20 protein-coding genes are annotated in these 19,090 nt (G+C 70.0%); 12 read left to right on the top strand and 8 right to left on the bottom strand.

What is annotated here, in order from left to right:
* Positions 1-755, bottom strand: a 755-nt coding sequence (locus V7D28_RS06730) for a TonB-dependent receptor plug domain-containing protein (protein WP_333586602.1), incomplete at its 3' end; no start/stop codon positions are given.
* A 207-nt stretch (positions 756-962) separates the two neighbouring features.
* Positions 963-1,952 carry a tRNA dihydrouridine(20/20a) synthase DusA gene (dusA, locus tag V7D28_RS06725; protein ID WP_333586601.1) on the bottom strand — a complete coding sequence of 330 codons (990 nt, stop codon included), beginning with the start codon at positions 1,950-1,952 and terminating at the stop codon, positions 963-965.
* Between the two features lie 146 nt (positions 1,953-2,098).
* Here dusA and V7D28_RS06720 point away from each other — a divergent pair, with 146 nt between their 5' ends.
* A complete protein-coding gene (locus V7D28_RS06720; protein WP_333586600.1) occupies positions 2,099-3,232 on the top strand; it encodes an Acg family FMN-binding oxidoreductase in 1,134 nt (377 codons plus the stop codon).
* The gene (locus V7D28_RS06715) at positions 3,225-3,695 is read left to right on the top strand and encodes a MarR family winged helix-turn-helix transcriptional regulator (RefSeq protein ID WP_333586599.1); all 471 of its coding nucleotides are present in this window, start codon (positions 3,225-3,227) and stop codon (positions 3,693-3,695) included. Before V7D28_RS06720 ends, V7D28_RS06715 begins: the two co-directional genes overlap by 8 nt.
* An 18-nt stretch (positions 3,696-3,713) precedes the next feature.
* On the opposite strand, the gene V7D28_RS06710 is transcribed toward V7D28_RS06715, so the two are convergent.
* Both V7D28_RS06710 and V7D28_RS06705 read right to left on the bottom strand, forming a co-directional pair.
* Positions 3,714-6,227 (bottom strand): ABC transporter permease, encoded by a 2,514-nt coding sequence (locus V7D28_RS06710; protein WP_333586598.1) that lies wholly within the window; start codon positions 6,225-6,227, stop codon positions 3,714-3,716.
* On the bottom strand, positions 6,224-6,898 hold the full coding sequence (locus tag V7D28_RS06705; RefSeq protein WP_442957901.1) for an ABC transporter ATP-binding protein: 675 nt from the start codon (positions 6,896-6,898) through the stop codon (positions 6,224-6,226). Before V7D28_RS06705 ends, V7D28_RS06710 begins: the two co-directional genes overlap by 4 nt.
* Before the next feature lie 57 nt (positions 6,899-6,955).
* Here V7D28_RS06705 and V7D28_RS06700 point away from each other — a divergent pair, with 57 nt between their 5' ends.
* Entirely contained in the window at positions 6,956-7,612 is a 657-nt protein-coding gene (locus V7D28_RS06700; RefSeq protein WP_333586597.1) for an arylesterase, read from the top strand.
* Between the two features lie 6 nt (positions 7,613-7,618).
* Here V7D28_RS06700 and V7D28_RS06695 read toward each other — a convergent pair whose 3' ends face one another.
* Positions 7,619-7,876 (bottom strand): hypothetical protein, encoded by a 258-nt coding sequence (locus V7D28_RS06695; RefSeq protein WP_333586596.1) that lies wholly within the window; start codon positions 7,874-7,876, stop codon positions 7,619-7,621.
* 298 nt (positions 7,877-8,174) lie between these two features.
* Between V7D28_RS06695 and ccoN the strand changes: the two genes are divergently transcribed.
* From ccoN to ccoS, 8 genes are read left to right on the top strand one after another with little or no spacing between them, the layout of a single operon-like run.
* Entirely contained in the window at positions 8,175-9,647 is a 1,473-nt protein-coding gene (gene ccoN / locus V7D28_RS06690) for a cytochrome-c oxidase, cbb3-type subunit I (RefSeq protein ID WP_333586603.1), read from the top strand.
* A 10-nt stretch (positions 9,648-9,657) separates the two neighbouring features.
* Entirely contained in the window at positions 9,658-10,401 is a 744-nt protein-coding gene (gene ccoO / locus V7D28_RS06685; RefSeq protein WP_333586595.1) for a cytochrome-c oxidase, cbb3-type subunit II, read from the top strand.
* Positions 10,398-10,577: a cbb3-type cytochrome c oxidase subunit 3 gene (locus V7D28_RS06680; RefSeq protein WP_333586594.1), complete on the top strand. Its 180-nt coding sequence runs from the start codon at positions 10,398-10,400 to the stop codon at positions 10,575-10,577. The genes ccoO and V7D28_RS06680 overlap by 4 nt, the downstream gene beginning before the upstream one ends.
* A complete protein-coding gene (ccoP, locus tag V7D28_RS06675; RefSeq protein WP_333586593.1) occupies positions 10,564-11,430 on the top strand; it encodes a cytochrome-c oxidase, cbb3-type subunit III in 867 nt (288 codons plus the stop codon). The genes V7D28_RS06680 and ccoP overlap by 14 nt, the downstream gene beginning before the upstream one ends.
* Positions 11,431-11,439: 9 nt before the next feature.
* The gene (gene ccoG / locus V7D28_RS06670; protein WP_333586592.1) at positions 11,440-12,945 is read left to right on the top strand and encodes a cytochrome c oxidase accessory protein CcoG; all 1,506 of its coding nucleotides are present in this window, start codon (positions 11,440-11,442) and stop codon (positions 12,943-12,945) included.
* Positions 12,942-13,430: a FixH family protein gene (locus V7D28_RS06665; RefSeq protein WP_333586591.1), complete on the top strand. Its 489-nt coding sequence runs from the start codon at positions 12,942-12,944 to the stop codon at positions 13,428-13,430. The genes ccoG and V7D28_RS06665 overlap by 4 nt, the downstream gene beginning before the upstream one ends.
* Positions 13,427-15,601 carry a heavy metal translocating P-type ATPase gene (locus V7D28_RS06660; RefSeq protein ID WP_442957902.1) on the top strand — a complete coding sequence of 725 codons (2,175 nt, stop codon included), beginning with the start codon at positions 13,427-13,429 and terminating at the stop codon, positions 15,599-15,601. Before V7D28_RS06665 ends, V7D28_RS06660 begins: the two co-directional genes overlap by 4 nt.
* Positions 15,602-15,604: 3 nt before the next feature.
* Positions 15,605-15,760 carry a cbb3-type cytochrome oxidase assembly protein CcoS gene (ccoS, locus tag V7D28_RS06655; RefSeq protein ID WP_333586589.1) on the top strand — a complete coding sequence of 52 codons (156 nt, stop codon included), beginning with the start codon at positions 15,605-15,607 and terminating at the stop codon, positions 15,758-15,760.
* 4 nt (positions 15,761-15,764) lie between these two features.
* On the opposite strand, the gene modB is transcribed toward ccoS, so the two are convergent.
* Both modB and modA read right to left on the bottom strand, forming a co-directional pair.
* Positions 15,765-16,436: a molybdate ABC transporter permease subunit gene (gene modB, locus V7D28_RS06650; RefSeq protein WP_333586588.1), complete on the bottom strand. Its 672-nt coding sequence runs from the start codon at positions 16,434-16,436 to the stop codon at positions 15,765-15,767.
* The gene (gene modA, locus V7D28_RS06645) at positions 16,436-17,179 is read right to left on the bottom strand and encodes a molybdate ABC transporter substrate-binding protein (protein ID WP_333586587.1); all 744 of its coding nucleotides are present in this window, start codon (positions 17,177-17,179) and stop codon (positions 16,436-16,438) included. Before modA ends, modB begins: the two co-directional genes overlap by 1 nt.
* Positions 17,180-17,348: 169 nt before the next feature.
* On the opposite strand from modA, the gene V7D28_RS06640 reads away from it, so the two are divergent.
* Positions 17,349-18,647 (top strand): PQQ-dependent sugar dehydrogenase, encoded by a 1,299-nt coding sequence (locus tag V7D28_RS06640; RefSeq protein WP_333586586.1) that lies wholly within the window; start codon positions 17,349-17,351, stop codon positions 18,645-18,647.
* On the opposite strand, the gene V7D28_RS06635 is transcribed toward V7D28_RS06640, so the two are convergent.
* Positions 18,644-19,090 (bottom strand): methyl-accepting chemotaxis protein (locus V7D28_RS06635; protein WP_333586585.1); only part of this gene is annotated, 447 nt, incomplete at its 5' end. The two genes, V7D28_RS06640 and V7D28_RS06635, sit on opposite strands and share 4 nt — an antisense overlap.

The following is a 19,090-nucleotide window of genomic DNA, read 5'->3' as shown; positions in this document are numbered from 1 at the left end:
CCGCCCACCGCCACGCAGTTGGCGTCACGCTGCACGCCGGCCGTCGGCGTCGCTCCGTTGCGCGGCAGGAAGGAGCCGGGCTGGCCCAGGACCGAATAGCCCGACGGATTGGTCAGATAGGGCTGGTTGGCCCAGTCGCGCTCGGTGGTGCGCAGCTCCGAGCGATGCTGATAGCCGGCCGCCAGCAGGATGTTGCCCCGGTCGCCCACCCAGCCATAGGCGAGGCTCGCCGTATAGTCGCCGTCCGAACCGTCCACGAACCGGTAGTCGGCGCTCATGTCGAGGCCGCTGAAATTGCGCCGGGTGATGAAGTTCACCACCCCGCCGATGGCGTCGGAGCCGTAGGTGGCCGCGGCGCCGTCCTTCAGCACCTCCACCCGGCCGACTGCGGCCACCGGCAGCAGGTTGGTGTCCACCCCGCCAGACCCCGCGCCCGGCGAGGCCGTGGTGCGGCGGCCGTTCAGCAGCACCAGCGTCCGCAGGGAACCGATGCCCCGCAGGTTGATCGTGCCGGCGCCCACCTGACCCTGGGCCGTGGTGGAGAACTGGTTGGAATCCCCCAGGACCGGCCCGCTCACCGGCAGGGACTTGATCAGATCGATCGTGGTGGGCGAACCCCGGCGCGACAGTTCCTCTGCCGAAACCACCTCCACCGGCAGGGCGGCGTCTTCCGGCGTGCCCCGGATGAACGAGCCGGTGACCACCACCTCTTCCACCACGGTGGCGTCCTGGGCCGCGGCCCCTCCAGCCGTCATGAGTAGCCCCCCCGCCAGGGCGGTCCCCGCGAGCCATTGCAGACGTGTCATTGCGTTCCTCCTCGTCGCCCGATCCATCGCCGGACGTTCGCCTAACGGAGGTAGAAGAACGTTGTTCGGATGCGGCGCCAAGGGCGTCGGCGCCCGCCTGCGGCGTTTGGCCCTGGCCGGTGCGCTACAGACACACCTGTCCGATCGCTGAGGAAATCAGGCGGCGGCGCGGGCCGCGGCGAGCTCAAGGGCCGAAAGGCCGGCGTCGATCACCTCAAGCCCCGCGCCGCTCTTCACGCCCTCGACGGTCAGGATGCGGCGCCAGGCCCGCGCTCCGGGCCGCCCGTGGAACAGGCCGAGCATGTGGCGGCTCATGGCGGCCAGCGGCACGCCCTCGGCTAGGCGGGCGGCCAGATAGGGGCGGTAAAGCTCCACCGCCTGGGCGGGATCGACCACATCCCTCTCCCCGAACACCTCAAGGTCCACCCGCCCGAGCAGGTCAGGCGTGTGATAGGCCGCGCGGCCCAGCATGACGCCGTCTACCTGATCCAGGTGCGCCACGGCCTCGTCCAGGGTGGCGATCCCGCCGTTGATCGCAATGATCAGGCCCGGACGCTCGCGCTTCAGCCGATAGACGAGGTCATAGTCGAGGGGCGGAATGTCGCGGTTTTCCTTGGGCGAAAGCCCCTTCAGCCAGGCCTTGCGGGCATGGACCACGAAGTGGCTCACGCCGGCCTGGGCGCACAGGTCCACCAGGGTGAAGAGGCTCTGCTCGGCGTCCTGATCGTCCACGCCGATGCGGCACTTCACCGTGGCCGGAACCGACACCGCAGCCCCGATGGCGGCCATGCACTCGGCCACCAGCTCCGGCTCGCGCATCAGACAGGCGCCGAACCGTCCGCTTTGCACCCGGTCGGAGGGACAGCCGACATTGAGATTGATCTCGTCATAGCCCAGGTCCGCCCCGATCCGCGCCGCCTGGGCCAGTTCCCCAGGGTCCGAACCACCCAGTTGCAGGGCCACCGGATGCTCGCCCGGATCATAGCCCAGCAGGCGCTCGCGATCGCCGTGCAGCACCGCGCCTGTGGTCACCATCTCGGTATAGAGCAGCGCCCGGCGCGTCAGCACCCGGTGCAGGCTCCGACAGTGCCGGTCGGTCCAGTCCATCATAGGGGCTACGGAGAACGTGTTGATCAGGCTGAGCAATCCTCTTCCATCCTGTCTGCCGCCAGACTGGCGCGCCTCCCCATAGCATCAGGCGCCGCCGCAGGCCCAGGGGGCTCTGCGTCTTCCCCTTGAATATAGTTTGATATCGATCTATTTAGTTTGACATCAAACTTTTGGAGACCGCCATGCCCTCTCGTCGATACGTGCTGATCCTGATCGGAGGCGGGACCGTCCTGGCGGCGGGCGCAGCCGGGGGTTTCGTGGCTCTGAACGGTCCGTCGCGTTCAGCGCGCGCGCCCTGGCGCGAGGCCGGCCAGCCGACGGAGTTTCGCCGCCGCGCCCTGTCCTACGCCCTGCTGGCCCCCAACCCTCATAATCGCCAGCCCTGGCGGGTGCGCCTGGACGGGGACGATGCGCTCACCCTTTATTGTGACCTCGACCGGCGGCTGCCGGTCACCGACCCCTATGACCGCCAGATCACCATAGGCTGCGGGGCCTTCCTTGAGCTTCTCAGCATCGCTGCGGCCGAGGAGGGACGCGTCGCCGAAATCACGCCCTTTCCGGAGGGCGAGGACCTGACAACCCTGGACGCCCGCCCGGTGGCGCGGGTGAGGTTTGCTCCGGGCGCCGCGCCCGATCCTCTGTTCGCCCAGATCCTCCAACGGCGTTCCAACAAGGAGCCCTATGAACCCAGAGACGTATCCCCCGCCCTGCTGAGACAGCTCGCCCAGGCCGGCGAGCGCCCGGGCGTCGTCTCGGTCACCGATGGTGGTCCGGAAACCGTGGCGCGTTTGAGGGACCTGACCTGGCGGGCGCATCTGCGTGAGGTGACCACGCCGGCCGCCATGCAGGAGTCGGTCGACCTGATGCGGATCGGCGCCCGGGAAGTGGCGGCGAACCCCGATGGCATCGAGCTCGAGGGTCCCATGTTTGCGCTGGGCAGGCTGGCCGGGGTCGTGACCCATGAAACTCTGGGCGACCCGGAGGCCACGGCGTTCAAGCAAGGGCTCGACCTCTATCGCAGCCTCGCCCTGTCGGCCCGGGCGTTCGGCTGGCTTCTGACAGAGGACGGGTCCCGCGCGGCTCAGCTGGAGGCCGGCCGGGCCTATGTGCGGTTGAACCTGAAGGCCGCCCAGCTGGGCCTGGCCATCCACCCCTGGAGCCAGGCGCTGCAGGAGTATCCGGAGATGCGCGACCTCTATGCCGAAGCCCATGCCGAAATCGGCGACAGCCGGCGGATCCAGATGCTATTCCGCATCGGCTATGGGCGGCCGGTCATTCCCACGCCGCGGCGCGGATTAGAGGCTCATCTTGTCTGACCCTGGAACGCCCCCCGTCGGCCCGAGCGAGGCCGAGGCGCTGGTCTTCCAGCTCTTCAACGAGATCGGCATCATCGACCAGCTGGCGGGAACGGCCTTCGAGCGCGCCCTGCCCCACGGCCTGACGCAGGCCCAATTCACCGTGCTCAACCATTGCGTCCGCCTGGGCGACGACAAGACGCCCGCGGCCCTGGCCGACGCCTTCCAGGTCACCCGGGGCACCCTGACCAGCACCCTGGGACGGCTGGAGGCCAAGGGGTTCATCACCCTGACGCCGGACCCCAAGGACGGCCGATCCAAGCGCGTGCGACTGACGCAGACGGGACGGGCGGCGCGGGAGGAGGCCATCGTCTCCGCCACGCCCCTGCTGCGGCAGGTGGCCGAGGCGTTCGGTCCGGCGGAGGCCGCGGCCCTCTTGCCCCCGCTTCAGCGGCTCCGGAGGTTCCTGGACGAAAACCGCTGAGCCTGACTGGCCTTCCGCCTATTCCGCGCGCAGGGTCGCCGCCGGCCTGCGGGCCAGAGCCTGGAAGGCCGCCGCCAGGCCGCCCAAGCCGGTGAGCGCCGCTGCGCCTGCCACCAGGGCCGCGACGCCGGCCCAATCCACCGCCCAGTCCGATTTGAAGACCAGCGTGATCACCGGCCAGGCCGCGGCCACGCCCAGGGCGACGCCGATGGCGCCGGCGATCAGCCCCACCGAAGCGTACTCCACACCATAGGCGCCCAGGATCTGGCCCCGCGAGGCCCCCAGCACCTTCAGCACCGCGGCCTCCCGCGCCCGGGCCTGGGCGCCGGCGGCGATGGCGCCGGCCAGCACGAGCAGACCGGCCAGGGCCGCCACCGCCGCTGCGGCCCGAACGGCCAGGGCCAGGCGATCGAACAGGGCCGTGGCCGCCTCCAGCTGTTCGCGTACCGAGATGACGTTCACCTCGGCGAAGTCGGCGGCGAGCGCACGCAACACGCGAGCCTCCTCCGCCGGGGTCGCCTTGGCGATCGCCACCTGGCGCAAGGGAACCCCAGGCACGGTCGACGGACTGAGGATCACGGCGAAACTCGGGCCGAAACCGCCGAAATCCACCTCGCGCAGGGCGGCCAGGCGCACCTCGATCTCGCGGCCCAGGACCGACAGGGTCAGCTGGTCGCCCGGCTTCAGTCGCGCGGCCCGGGCGGCGTCGGCCTCCAGCGCGATCTGCGGCTGCGCCACGTCTGAGTCCCACCAGGCGCCCTCGACCACCCCTGAGCGCTGCGGCTCGGGGCCAATGAGGGTCATGGAGATGTCGTTGTCGAAGGCCCAGTCCTCGCCCTTGGCGATCTGCGCCTCCGCAACCGGCACGCCCTTCACCCGCACGATGCGGCCGGTCAGCATGGGCATGCGCAGCCAGTCGTCCGGCGTCAGGGTCCGCCCGAACGCCTGGGCCACCACGGCTTCGAAGGCGTCTGCCTGTTCTCCGGGAATCTCGGTGAAGACCAGGGCGGGCGCGGTCTGCGGGGCGACCTCAGCCACCTGGCGCAGCAGGCTCGACTGGATCAGCACGACGGTGGCCAAGAGGGCGACGCCCAGGCCGATGGCCGGGGCGGCGGTGCGCGCCGCCGAGCGCGGGCCGCTGAGATTGGCCAAGCCGATCCGCACAGGACCTCTCGCCAGGCGGCGCAGGCGGCCAGCCAGGCTGGCCGAGCCCAGGCCGAGCGCCCACAGCATGAGAAAGGCCGCCGCCACGCCCCCGATCATGATGGCGGCGGTGAGCGGGGTCGGGGCGGTCAGGAAGGCCAGGGCCGCCAGACCGGCGGCCGCCAGCAGGGCGACGACCAGCTCGACGCCGAGGGGAACGCGACCCTGCAGCTGGCGGCGGAAAAGACTGGCGGGAGAGGTCGCCCGCGCCCGGGCGAGGGGAACCAGGGCGAAGGCCGCTGCGCACAACGCGCCAAAGCCCGCCGCACGCCAGAGCGGCTCAGGATAGACGGCGAACAGCGCCGGAACCGGCAGGTCCGCCGGCAGGAGCCCCCCCAGGATGAAGGGCGACGCGGCCCCCAGAACCAGACCGATCCCGATCCCCAGAAGGGCCAGGATGGAGATCTGGACGAGATAGGCATTGCGCACCAGCACAGCCGAGGCGCCAAGGGCCTTCAAAATGGCGATGGACGGACGCCGGGCCTCCAGAAAGGCGCTCACCGCACCTTGCACGCCCAAGCCGCCGGCCAGCAGCGAGGCCAGGCCGATGAAGGCCAGGAAGTACTCCAGCTGATCGATCAGCCACCGGGCGCCCGGGGCGGCCTCTTCACGCACCCTTATGCGCACGTCGTCGCCCAGGAGGGGCTCGAGTCGCGCCTGGGCCGCGCCCGGCGTCTGCTCCGGCGGCAGAACCAGCCGCCGGGTCTCCACGAAGGGCAGGCCCGCCGCCAGCAGGCCGCCGCCCTCCACCACCTGCAGGGCCGTGACCACCCGGGGCCCCAGCGCAAAGCCCCGCGACAGGCGATCAGGCTCTTCCAGCAGCACCGCGGTGGCCGTCAGGCGCACATTGCCCACCTGGAAGCTGTCGCCCAGGCCGATCCCCAGACGGTCGAGCAGGTCCTGCTCCACCGCAGCCCCCGGCAAGCCCCCGCGGGGCGCGAGGGCTGAGGCGAGGTCCGGGGCGCCTTGCAGGGTGACCTGGCCCTTGAGGGGATAGGTCTCAGACACCCCTCGCCATTCCACCAGGCGACGCTCTCCCGAGGCGGCCTCGGCCATGGCCCGCACATTCACCGCCGCTGAGACCGGTCCCTCGGCGTCCAGAGCCGCGACCTCCTCGGGCGAGAACCGGCGCTGCTCCACCGTGGCGGCCAGGTCGCCGCCGAGAATCTCGCCGGCCTGATCAGCCAGGCCGCGCCGGAAGGCCTCGGCCGTCGAGCCGGCCGCGGCGATGGCCGCCACCCCCAGCGCCAGGCAGGCCAGGAAGATGCGAAAGCCCCGCACGCCGGCCCGCAGTTCGCGGCCGGCCAGCCGCAATGACAACGGGATCATGCGCTCACCGCGCGTCCGGCCCGCAGGACGATCCGTCGGTCGGCCCGCGCCGCCAGGGCCGGGTCATGGGTCACCAGCACCATGGCCGCGCCGGTCTCCTGGGCGAGGCCGAACAGGAGGTCGGCCACGTGGGCCGCGTTCTCCGCGTCGAGATTGCCCGTGGGTTCGTCGGCGAACAGAAGACGCGGACGGGTCGCCAGGGCGCGGGCCAGGGCCACGCGCTGCTGCTCGCCCCCCGAAAGCTGGTGAGGATAGTGTTTCAGCCGGCCCATCAGGCCCACCCGGTCGAGCCATTGCCGCGCCAGGGGGAAGGCGTCGGCCTTGCCGGCGATCTCCAGCGGGGCGGCCACATTCTCCTCGGCGGTCATGTTGGGCAGCAGGTGAAAGGACTGGAAGACCAGGGAGACCTGCCCCCGGCGCAGGCGGGCGCGCCGGTCCTCATCCAGTTTCGACAGATCCTCGCCCAGCAGGCGCACCGTCCCGCCCGTCGGCTGCTCCAGGCCTGCGGCCAGGGCGATCAGCGACGACTTGCCCGACCCCGAAGGCCCGGTGACGGCCACGTGTTCGCCGGCCTCCACCCGCGCATCCAGCCCCTTGAGGATCTCCACCGGCCCGGCCGCCGAGGGCAGGGTGAGCGAGACATTCTCCAGGACGATCAGGGGCGATGACACGTTCAGGGCTCCAGGCTGTTGGGCAGATACGGCGCCGTGCTTAGATAGGACGCCGTCATGATCCATACGCCCCCCTCAAAAGACGCCGTGCGCGGTCACGGCCCCTCCCGCCGGCTGATCCTGGCGGCCCTGCTGGCCGCGCCGGCCGGGCCGGTGCTGGCCAGAGCCGCGCCGGTGGTGACAGTGCTCGGCGATTCCATCACCGCCGGCTACGGGCTTCCGGCGGCTTCGGCCCTGCCCGCCCAGTTGCAGGCCGAACTGGCCCGTCGCGGACGGCAGGTGGTGGTGCGTGGGGCCGGCGTCTCCGGCGACACCACCGGGGGCGGCCTCGCCCGTCTGGACTTCAGCGTCCAGGACGACACCCGGGTCTGCGTCGTGGCCCTGGGCGGCAACGACCTGTTGCGGGGCCTCGACCCCAAGACCACCGAGGCGAACCTGACCCGCATCGTCTCCCGGCTGAAGGCGCGCAGAATGGCCGTGGTGCTGGCCGCAATCCGCGCCCCGCGGGCGGCGGGCGCGGGCTATGCGCAGGCGTTCGACGCCGCCTTCGCCCATGTGGCGCGGACGCAGGGCGTCACGCTCGCCCCCGACATGCTGGCCGGCGTGGCGGGGGTGGCAGACCTGAACCAGAGGGACGGCATCCATCCCAACGCCAGGGGCGCGCAGATCGTGGCGCGCAATCTGGCGCCGGCGGTGATCAGGGCCCTGGGCTGAGGGCGATCAGGAACGGCCGGATAGCCGTTCGATCAGGCGGCTGACCTGCGGCGCGAGCAGCCAGGCGCCGACGAAGGCGAAGGCCGGGGCCGCGTAGCAGGCCGCGCAGTGGACCAGCGGCCCTTCGCCGCAGATGGCGCCATAGAGGGCCGCGGTGGACTGGGCGTGCAGCCAAGCATATTCGGCGCTGAGCGCCGCGGCCACCAGGGCCGTAAAGCCTCCGATCAGCCGGATTTCGGGGCGGGACAGGTTCTGCGCGCGCATGGATGAGCTCCTCTTGGCCCCTTGATCACCGCAGCGCCCCGTTCGGGCCTTGAGATGGATCAAAGCCCCCGGCCTTGCGCAGCGTCAGAGGTGTGCGGTCTTTCGCACCGAGTCGCTGGGGAACATGAATCAACTCACAGCCGGGCAGGATCGGGCGCCGCTCGATGCGCTTCTGCTCTACGCGTTCACAGGCCTCCTGGCCCTGGGCGCGATCTTCGCCACAGCCTTTTCACAGGATCGGCTGTTCCAGTTTCACGGCTATGTCCTGATCGCCGCCTTCACCCTGGCCTTCGGGATAATGACCGTGGCCATCAATTCCGGCCGGCTGTTCTCAGAACAGACGCGCTACGCAGACGGCGTGGTCCGGGCCGGGGTCATCGCCACCATGTTCTGGGCCGTGGTCGGCCTGCTGGTGGGGGTGGTCATCGCCGCCCAGCTGTCCTGGCCAAACCTGCTCTACTTCCCTGAGCATGGCTGGCTGAACTTCGGCCGGCTGCGTCCCCTGCACACCTCGGGCGTCATCTTCGCCTTTGGCGGCAACGCGCTCATCGCCACCTCCTTCTATGTGGTCCAGCGGACCACCAAGGCGCGGCTGGCCGGCGGCGCCTGGCCCTGGTTCGTCTTCTGGGGCTACCAGCTGTTCATCGTGCTCGCGGCCACCGGCTACCTGGCCGGCATCACCCAGAGCCGGGAATATGCCGAGCCCGAATGGTATGTGGATCTGTGGCTGACCATTGTCTGGGTCGCCTATCTGCTGGTCTTCCTGGGCACGCTCTGGAAGCGCAAGGAACCCCACATCTACGTGGCCAACTGGTTCTACCTGGCCTTCATCGTCACCATCGCCCTGCTGCATGTGATCAACAACCTGGCCATGCCGGTGGGGGGACTGCATCACCGCAGCTACTCGCTGTTCGCCGGCGTTCAGGACGCGCTGACCCAGTGGTGGTACGGCCACAACGCCGTCGGCTTCTTCCTCACCGCCGGCTTCCTGGGGATGATGTACTACTTCGTGCCCAAGCGCGCGGAGCGGCCGGTCTATTCCTACCGCCTGTCCATCGTCCACTTCTGGTCGCTGATCTTCATCTACATCTGGGCGGGTCCGCACCACCTGCACTACACGGCCCTGCCGCAATGGGCCCAGACGCTGGGCATGACCTTCTCGGTCATGCTGTGGATGCCGTCCTGGGGCGGCATGATCAACGGCCTGATGACGCTGTCAGGCGCCTGGGACAAGCTGCGCACCGATCCGGTCATCCGGATGATGGTGGTGGCCATCGCCTTCTACGGCATGTCGACCTTCGAAGGTCCGCTCATGTCGATCCGGGCGGTGAACTCCCTGTCCCACTACACCGACTGGACCATCGGCCACGTGCACTCCGGCGCCCTGGGCTGGGTCGGCTTCATCAGCTTCGGGGCCATGTACTGCCTGGTGCCCTGGCTGTGGAAGAAGGACCGCCTCTACTCCAACAACCTCGTGGAGTGGCACTTCTGGATCGCGACCACCGGCATCCTTCTCTACATCTGCGCCATGTGGGTGTCGGGCATCATGGAAGGCCTGATGTGGCGCGAGTACACGCCCCAAGGCTTCCTCGCCAACGCCTTCGTCGAGACCGTCGCCGCCAAGCATGTTGAGAACGTCATCCGCACCCTGGGCGGGCTGATGTACCTCGCCGGCGCCGTGATCATGTCCTACAACCTGTGGCGTACGGTCAAACTGCCGAGCCCCGTCTCGCAGGCCGACCCCGCCCCTGCGCTGATCCCAGCCGAATAGGGGGCTTCTCATGAAGAACATCTGGAAAAAGCACGGCGTCCTGGAACGCCGCTCCATCCTCCTGACGGTGGCCATCCTGCTGGTGGTTTCCGTGGGGGGCCTGGTGGAGATCGCCCCGCTCTTCTACCTGGAGAGCACCATCGAGAAGGTGAAGGGGGTTCGCCCCTACACCCCGCTCGAGCTGGCGGGCCGCGACATCTACATCCGCGAGGGCTGCTACACCTGCCACTCGCAGATGATCCGCCCCCTTCGCGACGAGGTGGAGCGCTACGGCCACTACAGCCTGGCCGCCGAGAGCATGTACGACCACCCCTTCCAGTGGGGCTCCAAGCGGACCGGCCCCGATCTCGCCCGCCTGGGCGGCAAATATTCCGACGCCTGGCACCGCGACCACCTGATCGATCCCCGCTCGGTGGTCCCGGAGTCGGTCATGCCCCCCTACGCCTTCCTGGCGGAGAAGGAGCTGGAACAGCGGGACATCCAGGCCAAGCTGACGGCCATGGTGCGGGTGGGCGTCCCCTACACGCAGGACATGCTCGACAGCGCGTCGGCCGACCTGCGCGACCAGGCCGATCCCTTCGCGCCCGCCCGGGGCATCAAGGGGCGCTATGGCGACAAGGTCCAGCAGCGTGACTTCGATGGAGACCCCACGCGCCTGACCGAGATGGACGCCCTGATCGCCTATCTCCAGATGCTCGGCACGCTCGTCGACTTCTCGACCTATCAGGCCGAAGCCCCGGAGAACCTGCGATGAGCGGACTCTCCTACGAGACGGTGGCCCGGTTCGCCCAACAGGGCGGCACCATCTACTTCGCCGTCATCTTCGCCATGGGCGTCGCCTACGCCCTCTGGCCGCGCAATGGCGAGACCTTCCGCCGCGCGGCCCTGCTACCCCTCGAAAGTGATGAGGACCAAGATGTCCAAGCCTGAGGTCGACGACGTCACCGGCATCGACACCACCGGCCACGAATGGGACGGGATCAAGGAGCTGGACAACCCCCTGCCCCGCTGGTGGCTGTACATCTTCTACGCCTGTATCGCCTTTTCCGTCGTCTATTGGGTGCTGATGCCCGCCTGGCCGGGGATCACCGGCCACACGCCAGGCCTCCGCGGCCATTCCGACCGGGCCAATGTGGCCGCCGAGCTGGAGGCTCTGAAGGTTCAGCGGGGCGAAGGCGCGGCGCGGCTGACGGGCGCCACCCTGGAGCAGATCGAAGCTGACCCCGACCTGCAGCAGTACGCCCTGGCGGTCGGCCAGTCGGTGTTCGGCGACAACTGCGCCACCTGCCACGGCGCGGGCGGCGCGGGGGCCAAGGGCTATCCCAACCTGCGTGACGACATCTGGCTGTGGGGCGGCTCGCTCGCCGACATCCACCACACCCTGCAGGTGGGCGTCCGATCGGGCGTGGAAGGGACCCGCTTCTCCCTCATGCCGGCCTTCGGTCGTGACGGGCTGATGACCAGCGCCCAGATCAACGACCTGACGGAGTTCGTCGTGGCCCTGTCCGGCCGCGAGGCCGACCGGGCCGCCATCCAGCGAGCCGCGCCCGACTTCGTCGCCCAGTGCGCCTCGTGCCACGGGGTGGACGGCAAGGGCGACCGCGCTCAGGGCGCGCCGGACCTGACGGACGGGGAATGGCTCTATGGCGACAGCCGCGAGGAGATCCGCACCCAGATCTGGTCGGGCCGCAACGGCGTCATGCCCGCCTGGGCCGGCCGCTTCGACCCCGAAACGCTGAAGGCGCTGGCGGTCTACGTCCACGCCAACGCCGGCGGCGAGTAGGGGCCGACCATGACCGTGGTCATTGATCGCACAAAGTCGCCGGCGCCGAGCGAGGGGCAAGCCCCCCGCTCGGCCGCGGCCCAGGCGCGCGCCAAGGGGGACGCCGGCGGCGGCCTCTACAAGAAGCGCACGCCCATCTACCCCAAGAAGGTGGACGGGCCCTGGCGGCGGCTGAAGTGGTTCCTGCTGATCCTGACCCTGACGGTCTATTACGTCACCCCATGGATCCGCTGGGACCGCCCGGGCGACCTGCCCGATCAGGCGGTCCTGGTGGATTTCACCGGGCGGCGCTTCTACTTCTTCTTCATCCAGCTGTGGCCGCAGGAGGTGTATTTCATCACCGGTCTGCTGGTGATCGCGGCCCTGGCCCTGTTCCTGGTCACGGCCCTGTTCGGCCGCCTGTGGTGCGGCTATGCCTGCCCACAGACCGTCTGGACCGACCTCTACATCTATATCGAGCGGCTGTTCGAGGGCGACCGCAACGCGCGCATGAAGCTCGACGCCGCCCCCCTGTCCTTCGACAAGGCCTGGCGCAAGGGCGGCAAGCACGCGGTCTGGCTGGCGGTGGCCTTCGGAACCGGCGGCGCCTGGATCTTCTACTTCCACGACGCGCCGACCCTGATCCGAACCTTCTGGGTCGGCCAGGCGCCCATGAGCGCCTATCTGTCCTGCGCCATCCTGACCTTCACCACCTACGCCCTGGCCGGGACCATGCGAGAGCAGGTCTGCACCTATATGTGCCCCTGGCCGCGCATCCAGGGCGCCATGCTCGACCAGCACTCGTTCCAGGTCACCTACCGCTTCGATCGCGGCGAGCCCCGCGGTCCCCACAAGAAGGGCGCGAGCTGGGAGGGCCGTGGCGACTGCATCGACTGCCACGCCTGCGTGGTGGTCTGTCCCATGGGCATCGACATCCGTAATGGGCCGCAGCTGGAGTGCATCAATTGCGGCCTCTGCATCGACGCCTGCGATGAGATCATGGCCAAGATCGATCGGCCGAAGCGGCTGATCGCCTATGACACCGACGCGGCCGTGGCCACCCGCGCGGCGGGCGGCAAGCCCACTCATCGCCTCGTGCGCGCCCGCACCATCTACTACACCGCAGCCCTGATCCTGGTGAGCGGCGTCATGGCCTGGGGCCTCTTCAACCGCAGCGCCATCGACCTGCATGTGCTGCGCGACCGCAACCCCACCTTCGTGCGCCTGCACGACGGGGATATTCGCAACAGCTACACGCTCAAGGTGGCCAATCGCGGCTTCACCCCCATGGAGGCGACCATCGCCTTCTCCGGCGTCCCCGGCGCCTCGGTGAAGACCCCGGGCCAGGACGCCACCGAAGGGCCCCTCACCTTCACCGTGGAGCCGAACCAGATCCGCGCCGTGCGGATGCTGGTCACCGCGCCGGCCAGCGCGCTTTCGGCGACCAACATGCCCGCGGCCTTCACCGTCGATGCAGCCGGCGAAAACCGCCGGGTCGAAACCACCTTCCTGTCCGGAGCGGCGAACCAGAGATGAGCCTCACACACGACACTGACGCCGGTTTCCGCATCAAGGGCTGGCACGTTCTGGTGGCCATGATCGCCTTTTTCGCTGTGATCACGGCGGTCAATGCGGTCTTCATCACCGCCGCCCTTCGGACCTTTCCGGGGGAGGTCTCAGTGACCCCCTATGAGGACGGCCTCGCCTACAACGCCCGCCTCGCCCAGCAGGCGGCGCAGGCCGAGCTCGGCTGGCGGGCGGCCGCGGCCGCCATGGTCGATGGCGTCGAGGTGCAGCTGGTGGACAGCCAGGGCCATCCCCTCACCGGCCTGGAGGTCACCGCCCTGCTTCAGCGGCCCGCCACCGAGACCGGCGCGCAAACCCTGGCCCTGAGCGAGACCGCCCCCGGCGTCTATGGCGCCCAGGCGCACGCCCTGGCCGGCGTCTGGGACCTGACCTTCAAGGCCGTCGCCCCGGGCGGCCAGACCTTCGAAGCCCAACGGCGACTGACATGGCCCTGACCCACGACATCGAACGGCGCCCTGACCTTTCGGCCTTTCTCGGCAAGACGGCCGAGGGTGACGCCAGCCTGGAGCTGCTGATCAAGGGGGCGCGGTGCGCGGCCTGCCTCTCCAAGGTGGAGGGCGCGGTTCAGGCCTTGCCCGACGTGGCCAGCGCGCGGCTCAACCTCACCGAGGGGCGCCTGGCGGTGCGTTTCCGGGGCGCCAAGGGCGATCCGGGCCGGGTGATCTCCACCCTGGAGAAGCTGGGCTATCCCGCCACCCTGTTCGATCCCGGCCAGGCGGCGCGGGCCCACGACCAGGAGAGCCGGCGGCTCCTGCTGGCCATGGCCGTGGCCGGCTTCGGCGCCGGCAACGCCATGATGTTCTCCGTGCCCGTCTGGGCGGGACTGTTCGGCCAGGAGCTGGGGCCCGCCACGCGCAACGTCATGCTGTGGCTCTCGGCCATCGTGGCCACCCCCTGCGCCATCTATGCGGGCCTGCCCTTCTTCGAGTCCGCCTGGCGGTCCCTGAAGGCCGGCCGGGCCAATATGGACGTGCCGATCTCCATCGGGGTGATCCTCACCCTGTTCATCAGCTTCGTCGAAACCATACTGCAGGGCCGCGACGCCTATTTCGACGCCGCCGTCTCCCTTCTTTTCCTGCTGCTCATCGGGCGCTGGCTGGACCATCGCCTGCGAGCCCGGGCGCGGAGCGCCGCAGCCGACCTGCTGGCCCTGCAGGCCCCCGCCGCCATCGTCCTGGGCGCCGACGGGGTGGAGCGGATGAAGCCCCTGGCCGAGATCGCCGTGGGCGAACGGGTCATCGTGCGGCCGGGCGAGCGCATCCCCGTGGACGGCTTCGTGGAGGACGGGGTCTCGACCCTGGACAACGCCCTGCTCACCGGCGAGACCGCGCCGGCCCCCGTGCGGCCGGGCGACACCTGTCGCGCCGGGGCGGTCAACCTGACCGGGCCCCTGCGCCTGCTGGCCATCGCCAGGTCCCAGGATTCCGCCGTGGCGGCCATCGCCCGCCTGGTGGAGGCCGGCGCCCAGGCCAAGTCTCTCTATGTGCGCCTCGCCGACCGCGCCGCAGCCGTCTATGTGCCGGTGATCCACACCCTGGCCGCCCTGACCTTCGCCGGAGGCTGGGCGCTCGGCCTGGGACCGCGGGAGGCCCTGCTGCGGGCTGCGGCCCTGCTCATCATCACCTGCCCCTGCGCCCTTGGGCTGGCGGTGCCCGCGGTGCAGATCACCGCCTCTTCGCGCCTCTTCCGCTCCGGCGTGCTGGTCAAGTCGGGCGCCGCTCTGGAGCGTCTGTCCGAGGTGGACCATGTGATCTTCGACAAGACTGGGGTGCTCACCGAAGGCCGTCCGCGGCTGATCGATCCGATGCCTGCGGCCATCGCCCTCGCCGCCCCCCTGGCGCGGGCCTCGGCCCACCCTCTGGCCCGCGCCCTGGCGCAGGAAGCCGGCCCCGGCCCGCGCGCCACCGAGGTCGCCGAAGTCTCCGGACAAGGGGTCGAGGGCCTGATCGACGGCAAGCGCGCCCGGCTGGGACGCGCCGCCTTTGTCGGCGTCGACAGCGCCCAGGCCAGCGAGACCGAGCTGTGGTTCGGCTTCGAGGGCGAGACCAAGCTGCGCTTCGCCTTCTCCGATCAGCTGCGGCCGGACGCCGCCGAGGCGCTCGCCGAACTGCGCCGGCAAGGCTTGAGCCTGGAGATCGTCTCCGGGGATCTGGCCGGCCCGGTCGCCGCCGTGGCTCAGACCCTGGGGATCACCGCCTGGCGCGCGGGCGCCACCCCCCAGGACAAGGCTGCGCGCATCGACGCTCTGACCGCCGAGGGCCGCAAGGTCCTGATGGTGGGCGACGGGTTGAACGACACGGCCGCCCTGGCCAAGGCCCATGCGGCCATGGCGCCAGGTTCAGCCCTCGACGCCAGCCAGAATGCGGCCGACCTGGTCTTCTCGGGCGAAGGCCTCGCCGCCGTGCCCGAGGCCGTCAAGGTCGCCCGCGCCGCCCGCAGCCGCGCCCTGGAGAATTTCGGCTTCTCGGGCCTGTACAATCTGGTGGCCGCGCCGGCCGCCATGCTGGGCTTCGTCAATCCCTTCATTGCGGCCCTGGCCATGTCGGGCTCGTCCCTGGTGGTGACGCTCAACGCCCTGCGCATGCACGCTGTGCGGAAAGGATAGTCCATGGACATCGTGCTCATCCTCGCCCCCATCTCGGTAGCTCTGGGCTTTGCGGGTCTGGCCGCCTTCTGGTGGACCCTGCGCAGCGGCCAGTACGAGGACCCCCAGGGCGACGCCGCCCGAATCCTGATCGAAGACTCCGACAACGTGATCAGCTGAGACCTCAGCGTCCGCCGGCCTGGGCTCCAAAGCGGCGCTCCAGCAGCAGCAGGCTCAGGATCACGGCAAAGCCGAACGCCACCAGCAGCGCGGCCAGGCGGTGGGCCTCGTCCCAGGCCAGGCTCTCCACCAGGCGGAAGATCTCGGTGGAGACCACCGCCGTCTGGCCGGGAATGGCGCCGCCGATCATCAGCACCACCCCGAACTCGCCGATGGTGTGGGCGAAGACCAGGATGGCCGCCGTCACATAGCCCGGCGCCGCCAGGGGCAGGGCGACATGGGTGAAAATGGTCAGAGGCCGCGCCCCCAGCGTCACCGCCGATTCCAGCGGCTCGTCGCCGATGGCCACGAAGGCGTTGCGCAGGGGTTGGACCGCGAAGGGCAGCGAGTAGATCAGCGATCCGATCACCAGCCCTGTGAAGGTGAAGGCCAAGGTGCGCACGCCGAACGGGGCGAGCGGGGCCATGAACAGGCTGTCGGGTCCCAGCGCCAACAGCAGATAGAAGCCCAGCACCGTGGGCGGCAGCACCAGGGGCAGCCCCACCACGGCGCCCACCACCGCCGTCCAGCGGGAGGAACTGCGGGCCAGCCACCAGGCCAGCGGCGTCGACAGCAGCAGCAGCAGCAGGGTGGTCACGCCGGCCAGGCGAACCGTGAGCCAGATCACCTCCCCCATCAGGGCGCCTGGTAGCCATAGCGACGGATGACCGCCTTGGCCTGCGGGCCCTGGAGAAACTCCACGAAGCCGATGGCCGCCGGATTGGCCGCGCCGCGGCGGAGCAGGACGGCCTGCTGGTCTATGGGGTCGTGCAGGCGTTCGGGCACGATCCAATAGTCGCCTCGCCCGCCGATGGCCTGCGAAAGGGCCACCAGCCCCAGTTCCGCCGCCCCGGTGGCGGCGAACTGATAGGTCTGGGTGATGGAGCCCCCCTGCACCAGCTTGGGGGCCAGGGCCTCATGGAGACCGAGACGACGAAGGGTCTGGACCGCCGCCTGGCCATAGGGGGCGGTGGCCGGATCGGCGATGGCCAGCTTGTCGAAAGCGCCCGCCCGCAGCACGGCCGCGCCGTCAGCGATCGGTCCGCCCGAGCGCCTGTAGAGCGCCAGGCGTCCGGTGGCATAGGTGAAGCGTCGGCCAGGTGCGGTCAGCCCGGACGCCTCAGCCTGGCGGGCGCGCTCCACATCGGCCGACAGGAAGACGTCGAAGGGCGCCCCCTGGCGGATCTGGGCGTAGAACTGGCCGGACGAACCGAAGCTCAATACCACCTTGTGCCCGGTGCGGGCCTCGAACAGGCGCGCGATCTCCCGGGCGGGCTCGGTGAAATTGGCGGCGGTCGCCACCCGGACCTCGGCGGCTCGGGCCGGGCCGGCGGACAGGGCCATGAGCGCCAGGAGCGTGATGAAGACGTTGCGCCACATGGGCCGGCGGGGTTCCCTGTCCGCCGTCGCATCGGCGGGCTGTGCTCGCCTCCACCTTAGCCGAACATCCCTCGCGGCCAAGCCTGCAGGCCAGGGGTCGTCGGCGGGACTGGACCGCGGGCCGATGAGGCCGGATGGTGCCGCTTGATCCATCAGCCGGAGCTCCACCGTGCGCCTGCCCATCCTCGCCTCGGCCGCCTGCCTATTCCTCGCCGCCTGCCAGGCAGGTTCCGAAGAGCCCTTCGTCGGCTTCGGGGCCGATCCCAACATCCCTTCGCCCCAGCGCAGCCTGCTGCCGCGGGTCAATCCCGCCAAGGCTGTGGGCTGGCCGGACGGGGCCATGCCAACCGCGCCAGAGGGCTTCGTGGTCACGCGGTTCGCCGGCGACCTGGCCCATCCCCGCTGGCTGCTGGTCCTGCCCAATGGCGATGTGCTGGTGTCCGAGGCCAGCAGCGAGCCGAAACCACCCGAAGGGCTGATGGACCGCATCGCCCAGCGGGTGCAGCGCTATGCCGGCGCGCTCAAGCCCAGCCCCAACCGCATCCTGCTGTTGCGCGACGCCGACGGCGACGGCGTGGCCGAAATCCAGAGCGTCTTCGCCGAAGGGCTCAACCGGCCGCAGGGCATGGCCCTGGTGGGCGAGACCCTCTACATCGCCAATACCGACGCCCTGGTGGCCACCTCCTGGCGTCCGGGCCAGACCCGCATGGAAGGAACGCCGGTCAAGGTGGCGGACCTGCCCGCAGGCGAACTCAACCACCACTGGGTCAAGAACGTCGTCGCCTCCAGCGATGGGACGCGTCTGTTCGTCACCTCAGGCTCCAACAGCAATATCGCCGAGAACGGTATGGCCGCGGAGGAGAACCGCGCGGCGATCCTGGAGGTCGATCCCGCCACCGGCGCCGTGCGCCTCTATGCCTCCGGCCTGCGAAACCCCAACGGCATGGCCTTCGAACCCGTCACCGGCGCCCTGTGGACCGCCGTCAATGAGCGCGACATGCTGGGCGATGATCTTGTGCCCGACTACATGACCCGCGTGCAGGCGGGCGGCTTCTATGGCTGGCCCTACAGCTATTTCGGCCAGATCGTCGATGAGCGGGTGCAGCCGCAGCGGCCCGACCTGGTCGCCCAGGCGATCAAACCCGACTACGGCCTTGGCCCGCACACCGCGTCCCTGGGCATCGCCTTCTATGAGGCCGAGGCTTTCCCGGCCCGCTACCGGGGCGGCATGTTCGTGGGTCAGCACGGCTCCTGGAACCGCAAGCCGCTCAGCGGCTATCGCGTCGTCTTCGTGCCCTTTGAAGGCGGCATGCCCGCCGGGGAGGCCGAGGCCTTCCTGACAGGCTTCCTGAACGATCGGGACCAGGCCATGGGGCGCCCGGTGGATGTGGCGGTGGACGGGCTCGGCGGCCTGCTGGTGACCGACGACGCCGGCCGCGCGGTGTGGCGGGTTGCGCCAGCCCGTTAGGCCGCGCGGCGCGTTTCCTGAGTCGCAGCGGCGCCGGCCAGCCGGAACTCGCCCACAAGGCGGTTGAGCTCGCCCGTCTCGCGACGGAGAGAGTGCGCCGCCGCTGTGGCCTGCTCGACCATGGCCGCGTTCTGCTGGGTCACCCCGTCCATCTGGCTGATGGCGGCGTTGACCTCCACCAGGGCGCGGGCCTGTTCCTCGGCCGAGGCGGCGATCTCGGCGACGCGGGCGTCGATTTGCACCACCCGCTCAGCGATATGGCTGAGGGCCTCGCCTGTCTCGGCCACCAGACCCACGCCGGCGTCCACCTGCTTGGCGCTCTGGGTGATCAGGTCGCGGATTTCCTTGGCCGCATCGGCCGAGCGCTGGGCCAGGGCCCGCACCTCGGAGGCGACCACGGCGAAGCCGCGGCCGGCGTCGCCCGCCCGGGCGGCTTCCACCCC

It is taken from the genome of Phenylobacterium sp. (genome assembly GCF_036723115.1).
GTDB lineage: Bacteria > Pseudomonadota > Alphaproteobacteria > Caulobacterales > Caulobacteraceae > Phenylobacterium.
This window is presented reverse-complemented; position numbering and strand designations above follow the sequence as displayed.

Excerpts from the sequence above, each read along its gene's own strand:
- ccoS (WP_333586589.1), top strand. The coding sequence starts at position 15,605 with ATGGACATCGTGCTCATCCTCGCCCCCATCTCGGTAGCTCTGGGCTTT.
- ccoP (WP_333586593.1), top strand. The coding sequence starts at position 10,564 with ATGTCCAAGCCTGAGGTCGACGACGTCACCGGCATCGACACCACCGGC.
- modA (WP_333586587.1), bottom strand. The coding sequence starts at position 17,179 with ATGTGGCGCAACGTCTTCATCACGCTCCTGGCGCTCATGGCCCTGTCC.
- V7D28_RS06665 (WP_333586591.1), top strand. The coding sequence starts at position 12,942 with ATGAGCCTCACACACGACACTGACGCCGGTTTCCGCATCAAGGGCTGG.
- V7D28_RS06680 (WP_333586594.1), top strand. The coding sequence starts at position 10,398 with ATGAGCGGACTCTCCTACGAGACGGTGGCCCGGTTCGCCCAACAGGGC.
- ccoG (WP_333586592.1), top strand. The coding sequence starts at position 11,440 with ATGACCGTGGTCATTGATCGCACAAAGTCGCCGGCGCCGAGCGAGGGG.
- V7D28_RS06720 (WP_333586600.1), top strand. The coding sequence starts at position 2,099 with ATGCCCTCTCGTCGATACGTGCTGATCCTGATCGGAGGCGGGACCGTC.
- V7D28_RS06710 (WP_333586598.1), bottom strand. The coding sequence starts at position 6,227 with ATGATCCCGTTGTCATTGCGGCTGGCCGGCCGCGAACTGCGGGCCGGC.
- V7D28_RS06700 (WP_333586597.1), top strand. The coding sequence starts at position 6,956 with ATGATCCATACGCCCCCCTCAAAAGACGCCGTGCGCGGTCACGGCCCC.
- ccoO (WP_333586595.1), top strand. The coding sequence starts at position 9,658 with ATGAAGAACATCTGGAAAAAGCACGGCGTCCTGGAACGCCGCTCCATC.
- ccoN (WP_333586603.1), top strand. The coding sequence starts at position 8,175 with ATGACCGTGGCCATCAATTCCGGCCGGCTGTTCTCAGAACAGACGCGC.
- V7D28_RS06695 (WP_333586596.1), bottom strand. The coding sequence starts at position 7,876 with ATGCGCGCGCAGAACCTGTCCCGCCCCGAAATCCGGCTGATCGGAGGC.
- modB (WP_333586588.1), bottom strand. The coding sequence starts at position 16,436 with ATGGGGGAGGTGATCTGGCTCACGGTTCGCCTGGCCGGCGTGACCACC.